Origin of the sequence: Alteromonas oceanisediminis (assembly GCF_018474025.1) — a bacterium.
Lineage (GTDB): Bacteria > Pseudomonadota > Gammaproteobacteria > Enterobacterales > Alteromonadaceae > Alteromonas_E > Alteromonas_E oceanisediminis.
Genome location: NZ_JAHCTA010000003.1, coordinates 69699 through 89520, shown reverse-complemented (window position 1 = coordinate 89520; position 19822 = coordinate 69699). Strand labels below are relative to the sequence as shown.

Genomic DNA, 19822 nt, shown 5'->3' with positions numbered 1-19822 from the left:
ACGTGTTTAAACCTGCATTAGCAAATTTTACAAGCCAATTATTTCAACGTGTTCGGCGGTGATTTCAGTTAACGCATAACTGTGTTGTTTAGACCTTGAGCCTTCACCTTGCGCACGCGGGGGGTAAAAAAGTGATTTGCATGGCTCATTTTGATTGAAGACCAAGTCCAGTAATGCGCGTATTTCACTCAGGGTTTTTTCGAGATTAGCGTTGAAATCGGGGCGCTTCCGTTTGGTGTGTCCTAACACAATTAACCGTGCAAACACCTTATTCGCGCGGGCAACCAATTCCGGTGGTACGTCCTTATGATGTAGCAACTCACCGTTGGGATTTGCTATACAGTACTCGACTAGCGCGGTGAAAAAACACAATGGTTTATTCTGCATATCAACGGCTGCGCCGGTACCGACATTCACCACTTGTTTTTTCGGCAAATCGATGCGCAGTTTCACACGTTGCTCGCTTTGCTGGATATGCGCTTTCCGTTCAACTTTGTGTTCAAACCGCCGCGCATAAAGTACGCTAATGACGATTGCCATTAGCAAACCCAGCCAATGGAAAGTCAAGCTTTGGTGCCACGGCAAAGGCTCAATATCAATCTGTATGGCGAGATTACTGTCTGTTGCTAGCAATGAACGCTGTGGGATAACAAACAAGCTGTGTTGTGACGCGAAGTCGGCGTCATCAGGCGCGTACACATATCGAATTGACGTTACCTGCACTTCCGGCACTCTCATGTGCGACGCAATGTGCGAGTTTAATGTGTCGATATAACGCTCCACCCGCTGTGGATTGAGCGTCTGCTTCGTCATGGGATCGCCTAAATCCAGTGATGCCACATCCAGTGATACCCTGACGTCGATTTGATGTAATGCATGCTCAATTGAATGCTGATAGCTCAGTAAGTGCGCAACGCTAAAACTGAACTGAGCGAGGAGTAGCGTACAGACAAACACCAATCCGCTTCTTAACAGGGTACTGGTATGCAATGTGCGCTCAGTCATTTGCACAACTCACTGATGCCAGCGGCAGCCGTTGTATGTGCGAATAATAATTGGATGGTGGGTCTTGCGATATTACTTCAAGTGAAGATTGCAGGGCACAAATGAGATCCGTGTTGCGATTCTGTTGGCGCAAGAACCAGCGCGATCCGGACACATTAGCATTGATTTGTACAATGTAATTTTCCGACAACGTACCGGCGTCATCGGGGTCCCAATACGAGGCGATAATGTCAACTTCGTCGACTAACAGCTTCTGTCGCAACTCCTGATGTGAATTGTAATATCGAATGTCTGCATTCGACTCATTAATTTCCAATGATTGAAGCTTGATTTTCGGTTCGATATGCCCAGACCGGCTGCTGGGATAATCGAGCAGGCCTATGCGCTTGCCTAACAAATATTCTTTGCTGAGCGTAGGCCTCTCATTTTTAGCGATAAAATAGGCTGAATAATCGGGATAGCGCGCAATCGCCTGATAACCTTGCACCTTTTCGCTCGCGAATGCATTAATCTGATGTTGTTTCACTAATGCTAAGTCAGCAATGCCATAGTTAATATATTCGAAGGTATCGAAATCATTGGTGCCCACGGTAACGTGAACATCGCCAAATTGCCGCCGCATCACCGCGTCATTACACAGGGTGCTTAACAACACATCTGCGAGCCAATTATCAGTCACGTATACCGTAAAGGTTTGTGGATTTTCCGACAATCGTTGTTCACATTTGTACGAATTGTCCGCAATTGGCGGCAAAGCCGAAATTTTTTTTTGACCTAAAAGTGCGCCCACCCCAGCGCTGATAAACAGCACGGTGAGCGTGACAATCCAGAACAGGTTTTTGGCAAATAATCGAGACGGTCGCAAAAAAGAATCATGGTGTGGGTTTATTTATTACGTTGATTTCACCAGTTATCCGGAATTATTGCAATAAGTAATCTTATTTAAAGAAAGTAACAGTCTGATTTTTCTGCCAAATCTTTAAGTAATTTTGAATTTCATTGACCAGTGTTTATCTAAGCGCCCGACAGCGACCATACGCGAACAAAAATAATAATAACCAAGGCAAACACAACGTTGCGAAGTTCAGACAACGTGTGCGCGCAATGAGTTCCTCGCGATTGTGAAGTTATTCAGCGGGAGCCGCTAAAAATCTCTGATGATTGTCATAAAGTTGACACATAAATCACTAAGACTTTAGCGGGTTTTTAATTAGGACAGATGGCCGTTTTGCACGATGAGTGCACTGTGAAACGTCGATTCTGCAGTCTTACTGTTACAACACTTACGTTACGACATTAAAATAGGAAACACACATATGTTATTCAAATCCAAACTCAGTCGTGTAGCGATTGCAGTTGCTATGACAGCAGGCCTTTCGTCTGTTGCTATGGCACAGGAAACCACCTCAGGCATTTCAGGTACAGTGTTAACTGAATCTGGCTCTGTTGTTGCTGGTGCAACAATCCGCATTACCGACATGCGCAATGGTTCTACGCGTACCATCGAATCAAACAATACGGGTCGCTATAACTTGAGAGGGTTACAAGTTGGTGGTCCATACACGATTGAAGTAACGGATGAATCAGGCAGCCGCACCATCAATGACGTATTTTTAACATTGGGTGAAACGCTTCCTTTAAACGTTGGTTTAGAAGCGCAGAATGTTGAGCGAATCGCAGTCACCGGCGCAGTTGTTAATAGCTCATACGGTTCAGATGGTCCGGTAGCAAACTTCGGTTTGTTCGATTTGGAAAATGCCCCGGCAGTAAACCGCGACATTAAAGACCTTATTCGTATCGACCCGCGCATTTACATCAACGAAGCTCGTGATGACGGTATTCAATGTGTTGGCCAAAACTCGCGGTTTAACAGCTTTACATTGGACGGCGTCAGAACAAATGATAACTTTGGTCTGAATAGCAACGGTTATCCAACCATTCGCCAGCCATTCTCATACGATGCGATTGAACAGGTTGCCGTAGAGCTTGCGCCATTTGATGTACAGTACGGTGGTTTTACAGCGTGTAATATCAACGCAGTGACTAAATCAGGTGGTAATGAGTTTAAAGGTAGTGCGTTTTACGATTACACCAGTGATTCTTTCCGTGGCGACAGCCTTGAAGGTCAAGAATTAGAACTCGGTGAGTTTTCCGAAAAACGTTATGGCTTTAACGTCGGCGGTAAGTTGATCGAAGACAAGCTTTTCTTCTTTGTTGCTTATGAAAAATTAGATGGCGCATCATTGTTTGACCGTGGTGCGGCTGATTCAAATGCAGCAGTGCCAGTGCAAGGCGTTTCTCAGGCGCAGCTTGACGAAATTCGTCAGATTGCGAATGACTTGTACAACTACGATCCAGGTGCAGAAGTCCGTTCAATTCCGGTTGAAGATGAGAAAATTACATTAAAGCTCGACTGGAATATTGCTGACAATCATCGCGCTTCATTGATCTACAATAATAATGATGGTGACATCATCCGCGAATCAGACGGCGACGCTGATGAATATGAGTTCTCAAATCACTACTATCGTCAACGTGGCGAATTCGAAAGTTATGTCGGTTCGGTATTTTCGGACTGGACTGACAGTTTCTCAACCGAAGTTCGTATTGGCAGTGCAGATTTTGAAGCAGCAGTTACGCCATTAGGCGGCACAGACTTCGGTGAAGTACAGATCAACACGGAAAACAATGGGGCAGAAGCAGTTGTATATCTCGGTGCTGATGACTCTCGTCATGCCAATAAGCTGACTTACACCAACGACACATTTAAAGTAGCCGGTACATACTTGATGGGCGATCACGTGATCACTGGTGGTTACGAGTGGGAGACGCTTGACGTATTCAACTTGTTTATTCAGGAAGCTGAGGGCGAGTATCGCTTTGAGTCAATTGACGATTTCCGCGCAGGTACACCTTCACGCATTACTTACGAGAACGCATCGCCTTCGAACAACCCTGCAGAAGCTGCTGCTGAGTTTTCTTACGATATCAACTCGTTGTACGTACAAGATGAATACTATTGGTTAGACCAAGACATGAGCATCACGTTTGGTGTTCGTTATGACTGGTACTCAAGTGATGATTTACCGCCATTGAACGCGAGCTTTCAGGAAGCTTACGGTTTCTCGAATCAGCAAAACCTAGATGGGCTTGACCTTTTACAGCCTCGTTTAGGTATCAACTGGCAGTTCAATGAAAGCTGGGAACTTCGCGGTGGAATTGGCTTGTACTCAGGCGGTAACCCAAATGTTTGGTTATCCAATAACTTTAGCAACAACGGCATCATTCAACAGGAAGTTCAGGACCGTTCAGGACGTTCCGTGTTTGACCTAGCCTTTAACGGCGGCGGTCAGCCAGTTTACGATATTCCTCAAGAGCTGTTTGATGCGGTTGCAGCAGGTGATGGTCGTACCGGCGGTATTAACGCTCAGGATCCTAACTTTGAAATTCCGTCAGAATGGAAATACGCTTTAGGTGCAACCTATACCTTTGAAAATGATATGATTTTCATGATGGATTACTTGTTCACCGACAAGCAGGATGCAGCCATCATTCAGGATCTTTCTCGCGTAAATGTAGGAACAGCACCAGACGGTCGTCCAATCTATGACAGCACAAATGGCCGTAGACAAGACTTCGTCTTGACCAATGTTGAGGGTGACTCAGGGCAAACAACCTCTATTTCACTTTCACTCAGTCAGCAAATGGATAATGGATTCCGCTGGGCGGCGTCTTATGCCTACACTGACGCGGAAGACGTGAGCCCAATGACGAGCTCGGTAGCGTTCTCTAACTACTTCAACTCAGCCGTGTCTGATACAGAAAACCCTGGTCCTGCAACGTCAAACTATGAGATCCCTCATCGTTTCACGTTGAATCTTAACTACACGACAGAGTTTTTCCCTGGTTATGACACGTCATTCACTGTATTCGGTACGATTAATGAAGGACGTCCGTATAGCTTTGTGTTTGATGGAGACCCTGGATTCGGAAGTACCGCTGGTTTCATCTCGAATAACCTAGTTTACATTCCTGAAACTGACGATCCGACGGTTATCTATGGACCTGATTTCGATTTAGCTGCATTTAATAGCTTCATTGATGAGCAAGGTCTAGCGCGTGGTGAGATTATGTCTCGTAACAGCGTAAACAGTGCATGGTGGACGAAGTTTGACGTCAGAATCTCTCAGGACTTTGCAGGATTTATGGAAGGTCATCGTGGTCAGGTATTCTTGAACATTGAAAACTTCGGTAACCTGTTGAATGACGATTGGGGCATTCTAGAGGAAGCTAGCTTCCCTCGCTCACAGCGCGTTGTCGATGCTAGCATCAATGACAATGGCCAGTATGTTTACTCGGACTTCATCACGCCGTCATTAGAGACTCGCGTTGCTGAAGCGTCATTATGGCAAGTACGCTTAGGGGTTCGTTACTCGTTCTAATCGAGTTCAACCTCACAGTGTAATGCTGTGAAACAATCTAAAAGCCGGCGTTAGGCAACGAGCGCCGGTTTTTTAATACCTTAAATATATTGAAATTTAAAGGGTTGTGAGTACAGTGCGATGGATGGAACAACACATGTATTTCGATTCGCGATACGGACACGTTTAGCGGTACTGACTGGGATAATAACGGAAAGATTGACGCGTTAGAAAATCATCCAGACATAAGACATACAGTTTCAGTCATTAAGCCTGCAAACTAGTCAAATTGCGTTGTTGGAGTGGCCGCAATGGACTTGCGGTCACGCACTACACATTCTCAAATAACGCTTCTACACGCAGGCGGAGCTCTTCAATTTTGCTCACGTCGGCGGGGGCGATAAAAATGGTATCGTCGCCAGCGATAGTGCCAAGCACGCCATCTTTTTTTGACAAAGAATCGAGCAAGCGCGCAATAAGCTGCGCTGCACCGGGGCTGGTGCGAATAATGACCATGACATTGTTATGCACAATATCAAGCACTAACTGTTTAAGCGGGCTCTTGGCGGTGGGCATGCCGAGTTCAGGCGGGAGGCAGTAAACCATGTCACCGCGTGCGTTGCGCGTGCGCACAGCGCCAAACTTACTGAGCATGCGTGAAATCTTTGATTGGCTGATACTATCGAAGCCAAGTGTTTTTAAGGCTTCTACAATCTCACCCTGCGATCCATAGCTTTCCGCCTTGAGTAAGTCTTTAAACGCTTTGATGAGTTGTTCTTGCTTAACGGAGGCCATGAAGTCCAAGAGGTTGATGAATTTCGTTATATTTTGCCGTAAGCGACGCACATAGGCAATTTAGATAGTGTTTATTCACCTTAACAAATACCGTATTGGTAGAAAAATCGTTACACTATAGGCCTTACGATCCACGCGCCATTGAGTTTACTCTGCGATTGCATTAGTGTGTCGCGCGATCGCAAATCCAGTCAATCACTATCCGAGTAGGAGAAAAACATGAAAGTAGCAGTCTTAGGTGCCGCAGGCGGTATCGGTCAGGCCTTGTCCTTATTGTTAAAAACTCAGCTGCCAGCAGGCTCAGCATTATCACTTTACGACGTCGCTCCGGTTGTGCCGGGTGTTGCCGTTGATTTGAGCCACATTCCTACTGATGTCAAAGTGACCGGCCATGGTAAGGACAACCTCAACGACGCCCTTGAAGGGTGCGATATCGTGTTGATCCCAGCTGGTGTGCCGCGTAAACCCGGCATGGACCGCTCTGACCTTTTCAATATTAATGCGGGTATCGTACGTAACTTGGTTGATGCCATTGCCGATACCTGCCCGAAAGCGTGTATTGGTATTATCACCAACCCAGTGAACACCACAGTGGCGATTGCTGCTGAAGCGTTAAAAGCCAAAGGCGTTTACGATAAAAATAAATTGTTTGGTGTCACTACACTCGATGTTATCCGTGCAGAGACCTTTGTCGCTGAACTTAAAAATATTGATGTTGCAGGTGTTCATGTGCCAGTTATCGGTGGCCATTCCGGCACAACGATTTTGCCATTGCTATCGCAGGTTGAGGGCGTTAGCTTCTCGGACGACGAAGTGGAGAGTTTAACTAAGCGTATTCAGAATGCCGGCACCGAAGTGGTCGAAGCGAAGGCGGGTGGCGGTTCAGCTACGCTTTCTATGGGCCAGGCTGCAGCGCGTTTCTGTTTGTCTTTGGTCGCTGCGATGAAAGGTGACAATGTGGTTGAATACACTTATGTTCAAGTGGATAGCGACGATGCGGCGTTCTTCGCCCACCCTGTGCGTTTAGGTGCTAACGGTGTTGAAGAGATACTACCCTATGGTGATCTCAGCGCCTTTGAACAAAAAGCCAAAGAAGACATGTTAGACGGCTTGCGTGGTGATATTCAAATGGGTGTCGAGTTCGTCACGAACGCATAATCGCACTCAATCAATATAAAAAAACCAGCCGAGGCTGGTTTTTTTGTATCTGCTATCAATGTATTCCAATCGACGTCGAAGCGCTGGTTTATCCGGTGTTACGCATGCCGATAGCGATACCTGCGATAGTGACCATCATGGCGCGCTCCAGTATCGCCTTTGATTCACTGACCGGCTGCCCTTCTTCTTCAACAGCCGATTGGCGAATACGCTCAAGCAGTTCGATTTGCAAATAATGCAACGGCTGTAAGTAGCCTGCACGAATATTCATCGATTCCTTGCCCATCGGATCGCCTTCCATCACGCTGTCCTGCTGAGTGAGCGTTAACAACAACCGGATACTATCGGTCAGCTCTGTGCGCAAGGTTTCACCAAAGTGCTTGAGGTTATCCGGCACCAGTCGCTCGTCGTATGCTTTACTGATATTAGGATCTGCTTTGTGAAAAACCATGTCGAGCATAGACAGGCGAGACTCGAAGAATGGCCAGTCAGCGATCATATCATCGATGATCTGTTTGCCATCACCCTGATAGCTTTCTTCAATAGCGCGCAACACGCCCAGCCAAGACGGCAGCACCAATCGCGTTTGCGCCCAGGCAAAAATCCACGGAATCGCACGCAGGCTCTCTATCCCGCCCGAGGGTTTGCGCTTAGCAGGCCGGCTGCCTAATGGCAACTTGCCCAGCTCCTGCTCCGGTGTTGCAACACGGAAGTAAGGCACAAAGTCGGGATGCTCTCGCACAATGCCCCGATAATTATCGCGGCCTTTGTCGGCCATGGTTTGGATCATATCACGCCACGCCTGCTTGGGTTGCGGCGGTGGAAACAACATCGCTTCAATAATGGCGCTGGCGTAAATACCCAAACTGCGTTTAGCCAGCTTGGCCATACCGAACTTGTAGCGAATGGTTTCGCCCTGTTCTGTGACGCGGAAACCACCCGACAAGGAACCGGGAGGTTGCGAATGAATAGCGGCGTGCGCCGGCAATCCGCCACGACCAATGGTGCCGCCGCGGCCATGGAACAACGTCAGTTGTGTCTGGAATTCATCGGCCAGCGACACTAACGCTTCCTGTGCCTGATATTGCGCCCAACCCGCAGCGAGCGCACCGGCGTCTTTGGCTGAATCCGAATACCCGATCATGACGTATTGACGGCCCTGAATATAGCCACGATACCAGTCAATCGCGAGTAGTTTGCGCATGACTTCTGGTGAATGATTCAAATCATCCAATGTTTCAAACAGCGGCGCGACCGGCATCGGCCAGCTAACGCCCATTTCCTGAAGCAGAAGCTGGACTGCCATTACATCAGAAGGCTCACTCGCCATAGAGATAATGTAGATACCGAAGCCTTGCTCCGAATGTTTTGCAATGGTGGCGGCGGTATCAAGTACTTCCTGTACATCTTCACTCGGCTGCCAACGACGCGGGAAAAGCGGGCGCTTAGAGCTTAGCTCACGCAGAAGAAACGCCTGTTTGTCGTCTTCGCTCCACTGATTGTAGTCGCCTAGGCCCAAATGACGCGTGACTTCACCAAATACGTCGGCATGCCGCCCGGAGTCTTGGCGAATATCCAGCTTGAGTAAATGAATGCCAAAGCAGTGTGCGCGGCGAATGGTGTCGGTCAGCAAGCCTTCGGCGATGATGTGCATGCCGCACTCAACCAAGCTGTTGTAGCAACTCATTAAGGGGTTGATTAGCTCGCTCTGTTCGCTGATCCACTTCTCCGGTTCACTGGCTTTACCATTAAGGTAACGGTCAATGTCGTCACGGGTGAATTGCAATCTAGAAACGAGCGGACGCAGTAGTGCTCGATAAGGCTCCAGCGCATCGCCGACCTGATCGCGAAGATCGTCGTTTGCGGCACTCATCGACAATTCAACTTGCAGTCGGTCGAGGTCCGCGGCGAATAATTTGGCAGCGCGTTTACGGGCGAGTAGTAAAACCTGCTCTGTGACTTTCGAGGTAACGAACGGATTACCGTCGCGATCGCCGCCCATCCAGCTGCTGAACTGCACCGGCTTAGCATCAAGTGGTAGGTTAACCGCGTAGCCTTGTTGCAAACGGGCGTCGAAGTCGCGCAGAAACTCGGGGATGGCATCCCACAGGGAATTCTCGATCACGGAAAACCCCCAGCGGGCTTCATCAACGGGTGTTGGCCGAACGGTGCGTATTTCTTCAGTGTGCCATGCCTGACTGATCAGGTCCGCGATTCGCGCTTCTACGCGGTCACGCTGTGCATCGTCTAAGTTGTCCTGATGGATTTGGGTCAAACATTTGGCCAGTTCGCTGTGTTTGTGGATTAAGGTACGTCGTGTGACTTCCGTAGGGTGAGCCGTGAGGACTAAGTCGATTTTCAGATTAGCGACGGCGTTGACCACATCATCGTTGGCTAGCTCAGCTCGCGCTAAATGTGAAAACAGCGATTGCAGGGTTGCATCCACTTCGTTGGCGCTGTTGTACTCCTGCTCAGCAATATTACCCAGATTCAGAAACTGCGCAAAAGCACGACCAACGGTCAGTAAATCCTGGTCTGACAGGTCACGAAATAGCTTTTGTAACTCTGCACTGCAGTCGGCATCGCCTTTGTAAGACGCTCGCCCATCTTTACGAATTTTTTCAATTCGCTGTAACCATTCATCACCCAGTTCACGCTTGATTGTATTACCCAGCGTAGCGCCTAAATGGCGAACCGTATCGCGCAGCGGCGCGTCGAATTCCTTCATATCGCAATCTCCAGAGAATCAAAATGGCTTCAACAATACTTGATGCACGCGGGATGTGTCTAACTTCTCTTAGCAAAACGCCGCAACTCAGCGGACTTTGCAACGCCGTCCCGCCACGTCGATTAGTATGATATCATCTCGCGCTTTCAAACTAATGGGAAAAAACGTGAGCGAAAAGTATTCAACAATTGAGTTACAGGGAAGTTATGGTATTGGTTTTCAAATGGGCCAACAACTTGCCTCAAATCCCTTTGAAGGCATGGATCTAGACGCCGTTGCTGAAGGTCTCAAAGACGCTTTTAACAACGAAGAGTCACAAGTGACTAACGATGAATTACGCAATGCGTTCAACACCATTCACGAACGTATGCAAGCCGCCAAGGCTGAGCAATTTAAAGATGTGTTGGAAGAGGGCGTTAAATTTCTGACTGAAAACGCAAAGCGCGACGAAGTGAATGTCACCGCTTCCGGTCTCCAGTATGAAGTTCTGACTGATGCTGATGGCCCCAAGCCGACCGCTGATTCACAGGTAAGAACGCATTATCACGGCACCTTACTCAACGGGTCTGTGTTCGACAGCAGTTACGATCGCGGGCAACCAGCAGAGTTTCCGGTAGGCGGCGTGATCAAAGGCTGGACCGAAGCTCTGCAAATGATGAGTGTGGGTGCGAAATGGCGTTTGTACGTACCGCATAATCTTGCCTACGGCGAGCAAGGTGCTGGCGGCGCAATCGGACCTTACAGCACGCTTGTGTTTGACGTTGAACTACTCGATATTCTGTAACACATCGCGTGTAGAACGCATGTTTTTCAGAAATAAAAACCCTGCCTGTGGCGACACAGTGTAGGGTTTTTTTATTTTCGGTTGCGTACCATGCCTGCAAACACGTAATCTTGATGTTAATAAAAAGAAAAGCAACAAAGAAGGATTGGTGTGTTGGCATTAAGTCGATTTATCGACCGGTTCAATCAAACCCTTGGCAAAGCGGTCAGCCTTGCCATATTGCTCATGGCGTTGATTACGTTTTTGGTGGTGGTGTTGCGCTACGGTGTTGGCATAGGCTGGCTCGCCCTGCAAGAGTCTGTGATGTACTTGCATGCGATGGTTTTTATGTTGGGGGCAGCCTACACCCTGCGTGAAGATGGTCACGTCAGAGTCGACGTTTTTTACCGCCGCTTCGGTGTAGGCGGGCAGGCATGGGTCAATATCGTGGGTACGGTTTTACTGCTGTTTCCTGTTTGTGTGTTTATTTTCGTCATGAGTTGGGATTACGTTGCGCGCTCTTGGAGCTTGTTGGAGTCCTCTCAGGAAGCGGGTGGTTTACCGTTGGTTTTCTTGTTGAAAAGTCTAATTCCGATGTTCTGTATCATGATGTTTCTGCAGGGTATTGCTGACATCATTCGCTATATCAATGTGCTTCGCACTGACTCGGAGCCTCGCTAATGGAATACATGGCGTTAATTCTATTTGCCTGTGTTTGTCTGGTCCTACTGTTGGGTTTTCCGGTAGCACTCTCGTTGGCGGGAACGTCGTTGTTATTCGCGGGTATCGGTATTCTTCTGGGTGGGTTTGATGCCAGTTACCTGCACGCTTTGCCCAGTCGCCTGTATGGCATCTTAACGAACACGACCCTGATTGCTGTGCCATTGTTCGTATTCATGGGCGTGCTATTGGAAAAATCTAAAATTGCTGAGCAGTTGCTTAATGCTATGGCGCAAGTCTTGAGTGGGCGTTTCCCAGCGGGGCTGGCGGTGTCGGTTATCGTTGTCGGAATGTTGCTCGCAGCAAGTACGGGGATTGTTGGCGCCACGGTTGTCACCATGGGGCTTTTGTCATTGCCGACCATGCTGAAACGCGGTTATAGCCCTGAACTCAGTACTGGGCTGATTTGCGCAACTGGCACACTTGGTCAGATTATTCCGCCTTCCATTGCGCTGGTTTTACTCGGCGATGTGCTCTCCAGTGCTTATCAACAGGCACAATTGAATATGGGAATTTTTTCACCGGACTCAGTGTCGGTTGGGGATTTATTCGTTGGAGCGATAGTGCCGGGTTTAATTTTAGTCGGCTTGTATTCTGCGTACGTGATTGCACTCGCGTTTAGGCACAATAGTGGCGTACCCCATCATACCGAACCCAAGCAGCCCATCGCATGGTCGATGGTATTCGGGGCTTTGCTACCGCCATTGATACTCATTTTTGTGGTTCTGGGTGCGATAATCACTGGGTTTGCCACGCCCACCGAAGCGGCAGGTGTGGGTGCGACGGGCGCTTTGATTCTAGCGCTGGCCAAGCGCTCGCTAACCCGGTCCCAATGCTGGGAGGTGCTGGTCGAGACCAGCAAAATCACTTCAATGGTGTTTTTAATTTTAATTGGTGCGTCAGTCTTTTCATTGGTATTTCGCGGATTTGGGGGCGAGGAGCTCATTCACACGTACTTCTCTTCGTTACCGGGCGGCACCATTGCGGCAATTTTAGTCGTGATGCTGGTGGTTTTCTTACTGGGCTTCATTCTCGATTTTATCGAAATAACCTTTGTGGTGGTGCCCATAGTCGCACCGGTATTACTAATGATGGGGGTTGATCCTGTGTGGCTGGGGATCATGCTGGCGGTGAATTTACAAACCTCATTTTTAACACCACCGTTTGGCTTTGCATTATTTTACTTGCGTGGCGTAGCGCCACCGACTGTTCAAACGGCGCAAATTTATCGCGGTGTATTACCATTTATTGTTATCCAGCTCGTGTTACTGGCGCTGCTAATGATCTGGCCAAATTTAGCCACGTACCTGCCGGACGTCCTATACTGATGGATGCTTGCTACGCCGCCCTGAACCGCCATTCTCACAACTGACTTTACAGGTAAACTAAACCATGCAAAAAATAATCTGTTTTCTTTTTGTTACCCTGCTTTTATTGGTTGGGTGCTCTGCTGAGCAACCCACTCAGACGGGAGCTCAGATCGACACTCCACCGCAGAAAACTTATCGTTGGAAGTTGGTGACGGCATGGCCAAAAAACTTTCCGGGATTGGGGCGTGGGCCAGAAACGTTTGCACGTTATGTTAATGAGATGTCTGCCGGCCGGCTTGAAGTGCGCGTTTACGGTGCCGGTGAGCTAGTCCCCGGTTTCGAAGTGTTTGATGCGGTTTCTCAAGGCACTGCGCAAATGGGCCACGCGGGAGCCTACTATTGGAAAGGCAAGATCCCTGCAGCGCCGATTTTCTCGGCTATTCCGTTTGGCATGAATGTCACAGAGATGAATGCATGGCTACATTACGGTGGTGGGCTTGAACTGTGGCGTGAAATTTACGAACCCTTTGGCGTGATCCCTTTTGCTGGTGGGAATTCCGGTGTGCAAATGGCTGGATGGTTCAAAAATGAAATTAATAGCCTGGAAGACTTCAAAGGCTTAAATATGCGCATTCCCGGTTTAGGCGGTGAAGTATTTAAAAAGGTGGGCGGAGTACCCGTAACACTGACGGGAGGGGAGATATTCACCTCGCTGCAAACGGGGGCAATTGACGCCACTGAGTGGGTAGGGCCGTACAATGATCTCGCTTTTGGCCTGCACAATGCGGCGAACAATTACTATCATTCTGGTTGGCATGAGCCCGGCACAGTGCTGGAGTTCATTGTGAATAAGGCGGCATATGAGGCCCTATCCAAAGACCTTCAGGCCATCGTTGATGTTGCGACACGTGCCGTGAACCAAGATATGCACGACGAATATACCGCCCGAAACAATAACGCGATGCAACAACTCATCAATGAACATGGCGTTAATGTAAAGCCGTTGCCTGAGGATGTTTTGGCAGCTCTGAAGCAAGCGACAGAAGAGGTGATGGCAGAGAAATCAGCGCAAGATGCAGATTTTGCAAGGATCTATGCGGCTTATCAACGCTTCTATCAAGGGGTAAAGCGATACCATAAATTGTCTGAGCAGGCTTACTATGAAAACCGAGAGTGAACCCTCGTCGACGTGTCGTCCGAGTTGTTATCAGCGCCTTAGCGTTTACAATACAGCTAGCTTATTGATTAGGAATAGTTATGGTTATTAAACCCAAGGTACGTGGCTTTATCTGCACCAATGCGCATCCGGTCGGTTGCGCGAAATCCGTTGAGCAGCAAATTGATTACATTAAATCGCATGCGGGCGTGTTTCATGCTACCAGCAAACAGCCAAAAAATGTCTTGGTCATCGGTTGTTCCACTGGGTATGGACTTGCTTCACGAATTACCGCAGCGTTTGGTTATGGTGCTAAAACGTTGGGCTTGTGCTTTGAAAAAGCACCCAGCGAGCGCAAAACAGGAACCGCAGGTTGGTATAACACCGCAGCATTTCATGAACAAGCAAAGCAGGCTGATCTTTACGCAAAGACGCTTAATGGCGATGCCTTTTCGAACGAACTCAAACAACAGGCCATTGAGACGATTAAACAAGACTTGGGCAAGGTGGATCTAGTCGTTTACTCTCTCGCATCGCCGCGCCGCGCTGATCCAGCAACGGGTGAGGTATTCAAATCGACCCTCAAACCAGTGGGTCAGGAATACACCACAAAAACCTACGATACTGATAAGGATCGTGTTCATAATGTCACGCTGGAGCCAGCCACTGAGCAAGAAATCCATGACACTGTGAAAGTGATGGGCGGTGAAGATTGGGAGCTATGGTTGAAGGCTCTGGCTGAAGCAGATTGTTTGGCTGATGGCTGCGAAACGACGGCGTATACCTACATTGGCAAAGAGCTGACGTGGCCAATATACGGGCAGGCGACTATCGGCAAGGCGAAAGAAGATCTGGATCGCGCGGCGAAAGCCATTCGTGACGAGCATGCGGGACAGAATGTTGATGCGCATGTTTCGTCGCTCAAGGCGCTGGTAACGCAAGCGAGTTCTGCCATACCGGTAATGCCTTTATACATTTCTCTGATTTACAAAGTGATGAAAGAAGAAGGGACTCACGAGGGGTGTATTGAACAGATCGCAGGATTGTTCTCCCTGCGCTTATGCGTTGAGAATGCGCCAACCGATGACATGCGTCGCTACCGTATGGACCACAAGGAAACTAACGAGGCTACACAGGCAAAAGTGAAACAACTTTGGGACCAAGTCACGCAAGACAATTTTCATCAGCTTGCTGATTACGAGGGTTACCACCGTGATTTTCTGCAGCTGTTTGGTTTTGCGTATGAGGGTGTTGATTACGAGGCTGACGTTGACCCTCAGGCGTATTGGTAAAAATAAAAAAACTAAAATGGGGTTGATGGTGAGTCATTGACAGCGTGATTGAACAACACTGACGTTGGCTAGCGAACTACAAAGGCTTAGCTTCGATTTTAAATCGGAACCGAGCCTTTTTTATTTACGCTGACAATACGTGGTGAATTCGAATAAACCTGATGGTTTTACAGAACATCAATGACGGGCGTGATCGCGTCTACAAATTTGGACACTAATGCATTATAATTCCAATGTTTAGGTGATTTTGATTAGCACTCCCTGAGCGGTTAGTGTTAAAATGCAGCGGTTGAGTTGCGAACGTCTTGTCGTAACTTCTCTAGCCGCAGGAGTATCTGGCCTGTCGGTATCGCCAACAATAAAATAACGTAAACGTTATTCGAAGGTGTCATTTAACAACGTACGGAAGCCTTATTTTAGTAGCTCTCAATCACTGTTTTCAGGCGAAAACATGGGTGCGTGGATTAGTAAAATCAGGTTTTGTAATTAGAGTAGTGCAATAGCGTATGATAAAAATCAAGAAAGGTTTGGATCTCCCGATTAAGGGAGCGCCTGAGCAGCAAATCACTGACGGTGTCGCCGTTACACGAGTGGCTGTGTTGGGCGAAGAATACGTTGGTATGCGGCCGACTATGCATGTGCAAGTTGGCGATGTAGTAAAGAAAGGCCAGATGCTTTTTGAAGATAAAAAGAATCCGGGCGTTCGTTTTACTGCACCCGCAGCCGGTGAGGTGGTTGAAATCAATCGTGGTGCAAAACGTGTTTTGCAATCGGTGGTTATTCAGGTTGCAGGCGATGAGCAGGTGACGTTTGAGTCAGTTGCGCCTGACAAATTGGCGGATTTAGACCGTCAACGCGTCGTAGAGCAACTCAACGAGTCAGGCCTTTGGGTGGCATTACGTACGCGCCCGTTCAGCAAAATACCCGCATTGGATTCTAAACCCAATTCGATATTCGTTTCTGTTATGGACACCAACCCGCTTGCGGCTGACCCCATGGTGATCATCAACGAAAACCGTGAAGCATTCGATAACGGGTTAGCGGTATTGAGCACATTAACCGAAGGCAAAATCTTCGTTAATAAAGCCAGTGGTAACGATTTTACGCCAACCGGTCCCCGTGTTGAAGTCAATGAGTTTGCTGGCCCACACCCAGCGGGTCTCGTGGGTACGCATATTCATCATCTTGATGCCGTTGGCATGAAGAAAACCGTGTGGCACATTGGCTATCAAGACGTGATTGCGTTTGGCCAGTTGTTTACCACAGGCAAGTTGAACAACCACCGTGTGATCGCGTTAGGTGGCCCAGCGGCTGTTAAACCGCGTTTGATTCGCACCGTATTGGGTGCGTCGATCACCGAATTAACCGCTAACGAACGCATTGACGGTGACGTTAGAGCAGTATCTGGTTCAGTACTCATGGGCACCAATGCGACGGGTGTGCATGGTTACCTCGGGCGCTATCACGTTCAGGTTTCGTTACTGAAGGAAGACCGCGAGAAGCGTTTGTTCGGGTGGATCACTCCTGGCAGCGATAAACACTCTGTGACTCGGGCCTATCTCGGCCACCTGAGCGGTAATCGCCAGTTCGACATGACAACAACAACAAATGGGTCAGACAGATCCATGGTTCCGATCGGGAATTACGAGCGCATTATGCCGCTTGATATTATCCCGACCTTGCTTTTACGCGACATTATTTCCGGTGACACCGATAGCGCACAATCACTTGGTTGTCTTGAATTAGACGAAGAGGACTTGGCACTTTGTACCTATGTTTGCCCAGGCAAATATAATTACGGTCCCATATTGCGCGATTGTTTGACGACCATCGAGAAAGAGGGCTAAGTCATGGGTTTAAAAACATTTTTAGAAGATATCGAGCCGGATTTTGAGCCGGGTGGAAAGTATGAAAAGTTTTATGCGCTGTATGAAGCAGCCGCGACTATTTTTTATACCCCAGGAAAGGTCAACAAAGCGCAAACGCATGTTCGTGACAGTATTGACCTAAAACGCATCATGATCATGGTGTGGATGGCAACATTCCCAGCCATGTTTTACGGCATGTACAACGTTGGGCTGCAGGCGTCAATCGCAATTGAAGCGGGTGGCGCATTGTATGATGGTTGGCAAGCTGGTTTATTTACCGCGTTAGGCGGCACACTAACGGCTGATTCTGGTTGGCTATCCATGCTGTTCTACGGCGCGTGTTTCTTCGTGCCTATCTATGCCGTGACCTTTGTCGTGGGTGGTTTTTGGGAAGTACTGTTTGCCTCTATTCGCAAACATGAGGTTAACGAAGGCTTCTTCGTCACCTCAGTGCTTTTCGCGCTGACGTTGCCCGCGACCATTCCTTTATGGCAAGTAGCGTTAGGTATCACCTTTGGTGTTGTTATCGCGAAAGAGATTTTCGGTGGCACAGGGCGTAACTTCCTTAACCCTGCGTTGTCGGGTCGTGCGTTTCTTTACTTTGCTTACCCAGCGCAAATTTCAGGCGATAATCCGTGGGTTGCCGCGCAAATGGCCGATGGCTACTCAGGTGCGACTTGGTTGAGTAAAGCGGCGACTGGCGAAATGGGTAATGTGACCAACTCATTCAATGACCTATCACTCTGGTGGGATTCGTTTTTTGGCAATATTCCTGGCTCAGTCGGTGAAGTTTCTACGTTGGCAATTTTGCTGGGTGGTTTGTTTATCATTTACATGCGCATCGCCAGCTGGCGAATCGTTGCGGGTGTTGGTTTAGGTGTAGCGTTTTTTGCGTCACTGTTAAACCTCATTGGCAGTGACACCAATCCAATGTTTGCCATGCCATTCTACTGGCACTTTGTAATCGGCGGTCTGGCATTCGGTATGTTCTTCATGGCGACTGACCCCGTATCGGCCTCTTTCACCAATCAAGGTAAATGGGCTTACGGTATCTTTATTGGCTTTATGACGGTGTTGATTCGTGTTCTTAACCCGGCCTTCCCTGAAGGTATTATGTTGGCCATTTTATTCGCTAACTTGTGGGCGCCATTGTTTGATTACTTTGTAGCGCAGAGCAATATTAAACGGAGACTTGCACGTGTCGGCTAAGAAAGAAACTTTCGGAAAAACCGTCGGCGTTGTAGTCGCCGTCTGTCTGGTATGTTCAATTGTTGTCTCGGGTGCTGCGGTGGGCCTTCGCTCACTACAGCAAACCAACGCGGCGATTGACAAAAAATCAAATATTCTTACTGCTGCCGGCTTATACGAAGCGGGCTTAAGCAACGAGGAACTCTCAGCCATTTATGACGAGTTTGTCGAAGAGCGTTATGTTGAATTGGGTACGGATAACTACGTCGAGAAAGATGGCGACTACGACATGTACACGTCGGCTAAAGATCCTGAGGCCAGTGTTCGCGTGGAAAATAGCAATGTTGGGTTTCAACGTCGTGCCAACGTGGCGAATGTTTACATCGTTAAGAATGAAGCCGGCGATGTGAGTCGTATCGTGCTGCCGGTGCATGGTAGTGGTCTGTGGGGCTTGATGTACGGCTTCCTGGCAGTGGATGCAGATGGTAAAACGGTACGCGAATTGATTTATTATCAACATCAGGAAACACCAGGGCTGGGTGGTGAAATTCAAAACCCTAGCTGGCAGGCTAAGTGGGATGGCAAAAAGCTATACCAAAATGGCGATGTTGCGATTCAGGTCAAAAAGCAAGCGGGTAATGACAACCCGTATGCCGTTGATGCGCTTTCCGGCGCTACGCTTACCAGTAATGGCGTTGAAAATACGCTGACTTATTGGGCCGGTGAAAATGGTTACGGTCCGTACCTTAAAAATCAATCATGGCGTTCGTAAGGGGCTTTAAGAATGGCTGATGTAAAAGAAATGAAAAAAGCCCTGTTTGGGCCAATTTTAGATAGCAATCCAATTGCGCTGCATGTACTGGGTATTTGTTCTGCACTGGCAATTACCACCAAGTTAGAAACAGCGTTGGTGATGTCGCTGGCGTTGACGACCGTTGTGGCGTTTTCAAATTTATTTATCTCGATTATTCGTAATCATATTCCCTCCAGTGTGCGGATCATTATCCAAATGACGATAATCGCATCACTGGTGATCGTTGTTGACCAAATCCTGAAAGCTTATTCGTATGAAATATCGAAGCAGTTGTCGGTATTTGTGGGCTTGATTATCACCAACTGTATCGTTATGGGGCGTGCTGAAGCTTACGCGATGAAGAGCCCGCCTCTGATGAGCTTCCTTGATGGTATTGGGAACGGTTTGGGTTACTCATTCATCCTTATCGTGATTGGTACGATTAAAGAGCTGGCTGGTTTTGGTACTATCTTAGGATTCGAAATTTTGCCGCTGGTGCAAAACGGTGGCTGGTATCAAGGTAACGGCCTTCTGATTCTACCGTTCAGTTCGTTCTTTTTGATTGGCGGTATGATCTGGTTTATTCGTACTATCCGACCTGAACAAGTTGAGCCGAAGGAATAAG

15 protein-coding genes are annotated in these 19822 nt (G+C 48.1%); 11 read left to right on the top strand and 4 right to left on the bottom strand.

From position 1 onward, the window contains the following. Positions 1-27 precede the first annotated feature (27 nt). Together KIU71_RS05815 and KIU71_RS05810 are read right to left on the bottom strand one after the other, a co-directional pair. Positions 28-1005, bottom strand: a complete 978-nt coding sequence (locus tag KIU71_RS05815; protein WP_214130246.1) for a hypothetical protein — start codon at positions 1003-1005, stop codon at positions 28-30. Beyond that, entirely contained in the window at positions 998-1870 is an 873-nt protein-coding gene (locus KIU71_RS05810) for a PhnD/SsuA/transferrin family substrate-binding protein (RefSeq protein ID WP_214130245.1), read from the bottom strand. Before KIU71_RS05810 ends, KIU71_RS05815 begins: the two co-directional genes overlap by 8 nt. A 451-nt stretch (positions 1871-2321) precedes the next feature. On the opposite strand from KIU71_RS05810, the gene KIU71_RS05805 reads away from it, so the two are divergent. Next, complete coding sequence (locus KIU71_RS05805; RefSeq protein ID WP_214130244.1) at positions 2322-5447, top strand: TonB-dependent receptor; 3126 nt, start codon at positions 2322-2324, stop codon at positions 5445-5447. Positions 5448-5756: 309 nt separating this feature from the next. Here KIU71_RS05805 and argR read toward each other — a convergent pair whose 3' ends face one another. Next, a complete protein-coding gene (argR, locus tag KIU71_RS05800; protein ID WP_214130243.1) occupies positions 5757-6221 on the bottom strand; it encodes a transcriptional regulator ArgR in 465 nt (154 codons plus the stop codon). Between the two features lie 219 nt (positions 6222-6440). Here argR and mdh point away from each other — a divergent pair, with 219 nt between their 5' ends. Next, a complete protein-coding gene (gene mdh / locus KIU71_RS05795) occupies positions 6441-7379 on the top strand; it encodes a malate dehydrogenase (RefSeq protein ID WP_214130242.1) in 939 nt (312 codons plus the stop codon). A gap of 88 nt (positions 7380-7467) precedes the next feature. On the opposite strand, the gene ppc is transcribed toward mdh, so the two are convergent. Beyond that, positions 7468-10107, bottom strand: coding sequence for a phosphoenolpyruvate carboxylase (gene ppc / locus KIU71_RS05790; protein WP_214130241.1), 2640 nt, complete (start codon positions 10105-10107; stop codon positions 7468-7470). A gap of 166 nt (positions 10108-10273) precedes the next feature. Here ppc and KIU71_RS05785 point away from each other — a divergent pair, with 166 nt between their 5' ends. From KIU71_RS05785 to KIU71_RS05745, 9 genes are all read left to right on the top strand, one after another. Further along, entirely contained in the window at positions 10274-10891 is a 618-nt protein-coding gene (locus tag KIU71_RS05785; RefSeq protein WP_315853251.1) for an FKBP-type peptidyl-prolyl cis-trans isomerase, read from the top strand. A gap of 150 nt (positions 10892-11041) precedes the next feature. Then, a complete protein-coding gene (locus tag KIU71_RS05780) occupies positions 11042-11551 on the top strand; it encodes a TRAP transporter small permease subunit (RefSeq protein ID WP_315853250.1) in 510 nt (169 codons plus the stop codon). Then, positions 11551-12918 carry a TRAP transporter large permease gene (locus KIU71_RS05775; RefSeq protein WP_214130240.1) on the top strand — a complete coding sequence of 456 codons (1368 nt, stop codon included), beginning with the start codon at positions 11551-11553 and terminating at the stop codon, positions 12916-12918. The genes KIU71_RS05780 and KIU71_RS05775 overlap by 1 nt, the downstream gene beginning before the upstream one ends. 64 nt (positions 12919-12982) lie before the next feature. Beyond that, a complete protein-coding gene (locus tag KIU71_RS05770; RefSeq protein WP_214130239.1) occupies positions 12983-14077 on the top strand; it encodes a TRAP transporter substrate-binding protein in 1095 nt (364 codons plus the stop codon). Positions 14078-14157: 80 nt separating this feature from the next. Further along, positions 14158-15348 (top strand): enoyl-ACP reductase FabV, encoded by a 1191-nt coding sequence (fabV, locus tag KIU71_RS05765; protein ID WP_214130238.1) that lies wholly within the window; start codon positions 14158-14160, stop codon positions 15346-15348. A 506-nt stretch (positions 15349-15854) separates the two neighbouring features. Beyond that, positions 15855-17195: a Na(+)-translocating NADH-quinone reductase subunit A gene (locus KIU71_RS05760; RefSeq protein ID WP_214130237.1), complete on the top strand. Its 1341-nt coding sequence runs from the start codon at positions 15855-15857 to the stop codon at positions 17193-17195. Between the two features lie 3 nt (positions 17196-17198). Further along, positions 17199-18425: an NADH:ubiquinone reductase (Na(+)-transporting) subunit B gene (locus KIU71_RS05755; RefSeq protein WP_214130236.1), complete on the top strand. Its 1227-nt coding sequence runs from the start codon at positions 17199-17201 to the stop codon at positions 18423-18425. Next, complete coding sequence (locus tag KIU71_RS05750) at positions 18415-19176, top strand: Na(+)-translocating NADH-quinone reductase subunit C (protein ID WP_214130235.1); 762 nt, start codon at positions 18415-18417, stop codon at positions 19174-19176. Before KIU71_RS05755 ends, KIU71_RS05750 begins: the two co-directional genes overlap by 11 nt. A gap of 12 nt (positions 19177-19188) precedes the next feature. After that, positions 19189-19821 carry an NADH:ubiquinone reductase (Na(+)-transporting) subunit D gene (locus KIU71_RS05745; RefSeq protein ID WP_214130234.1) on the top strand — a complete coding sequence of 211 codons (633 nt, stop codon included), beginning with the start codon at positions 19189-19191 and terminating at the stop codon, positions 19819-19821. The last annotated feature ends 1 nt before the right edge of the window (position 19822 follow it).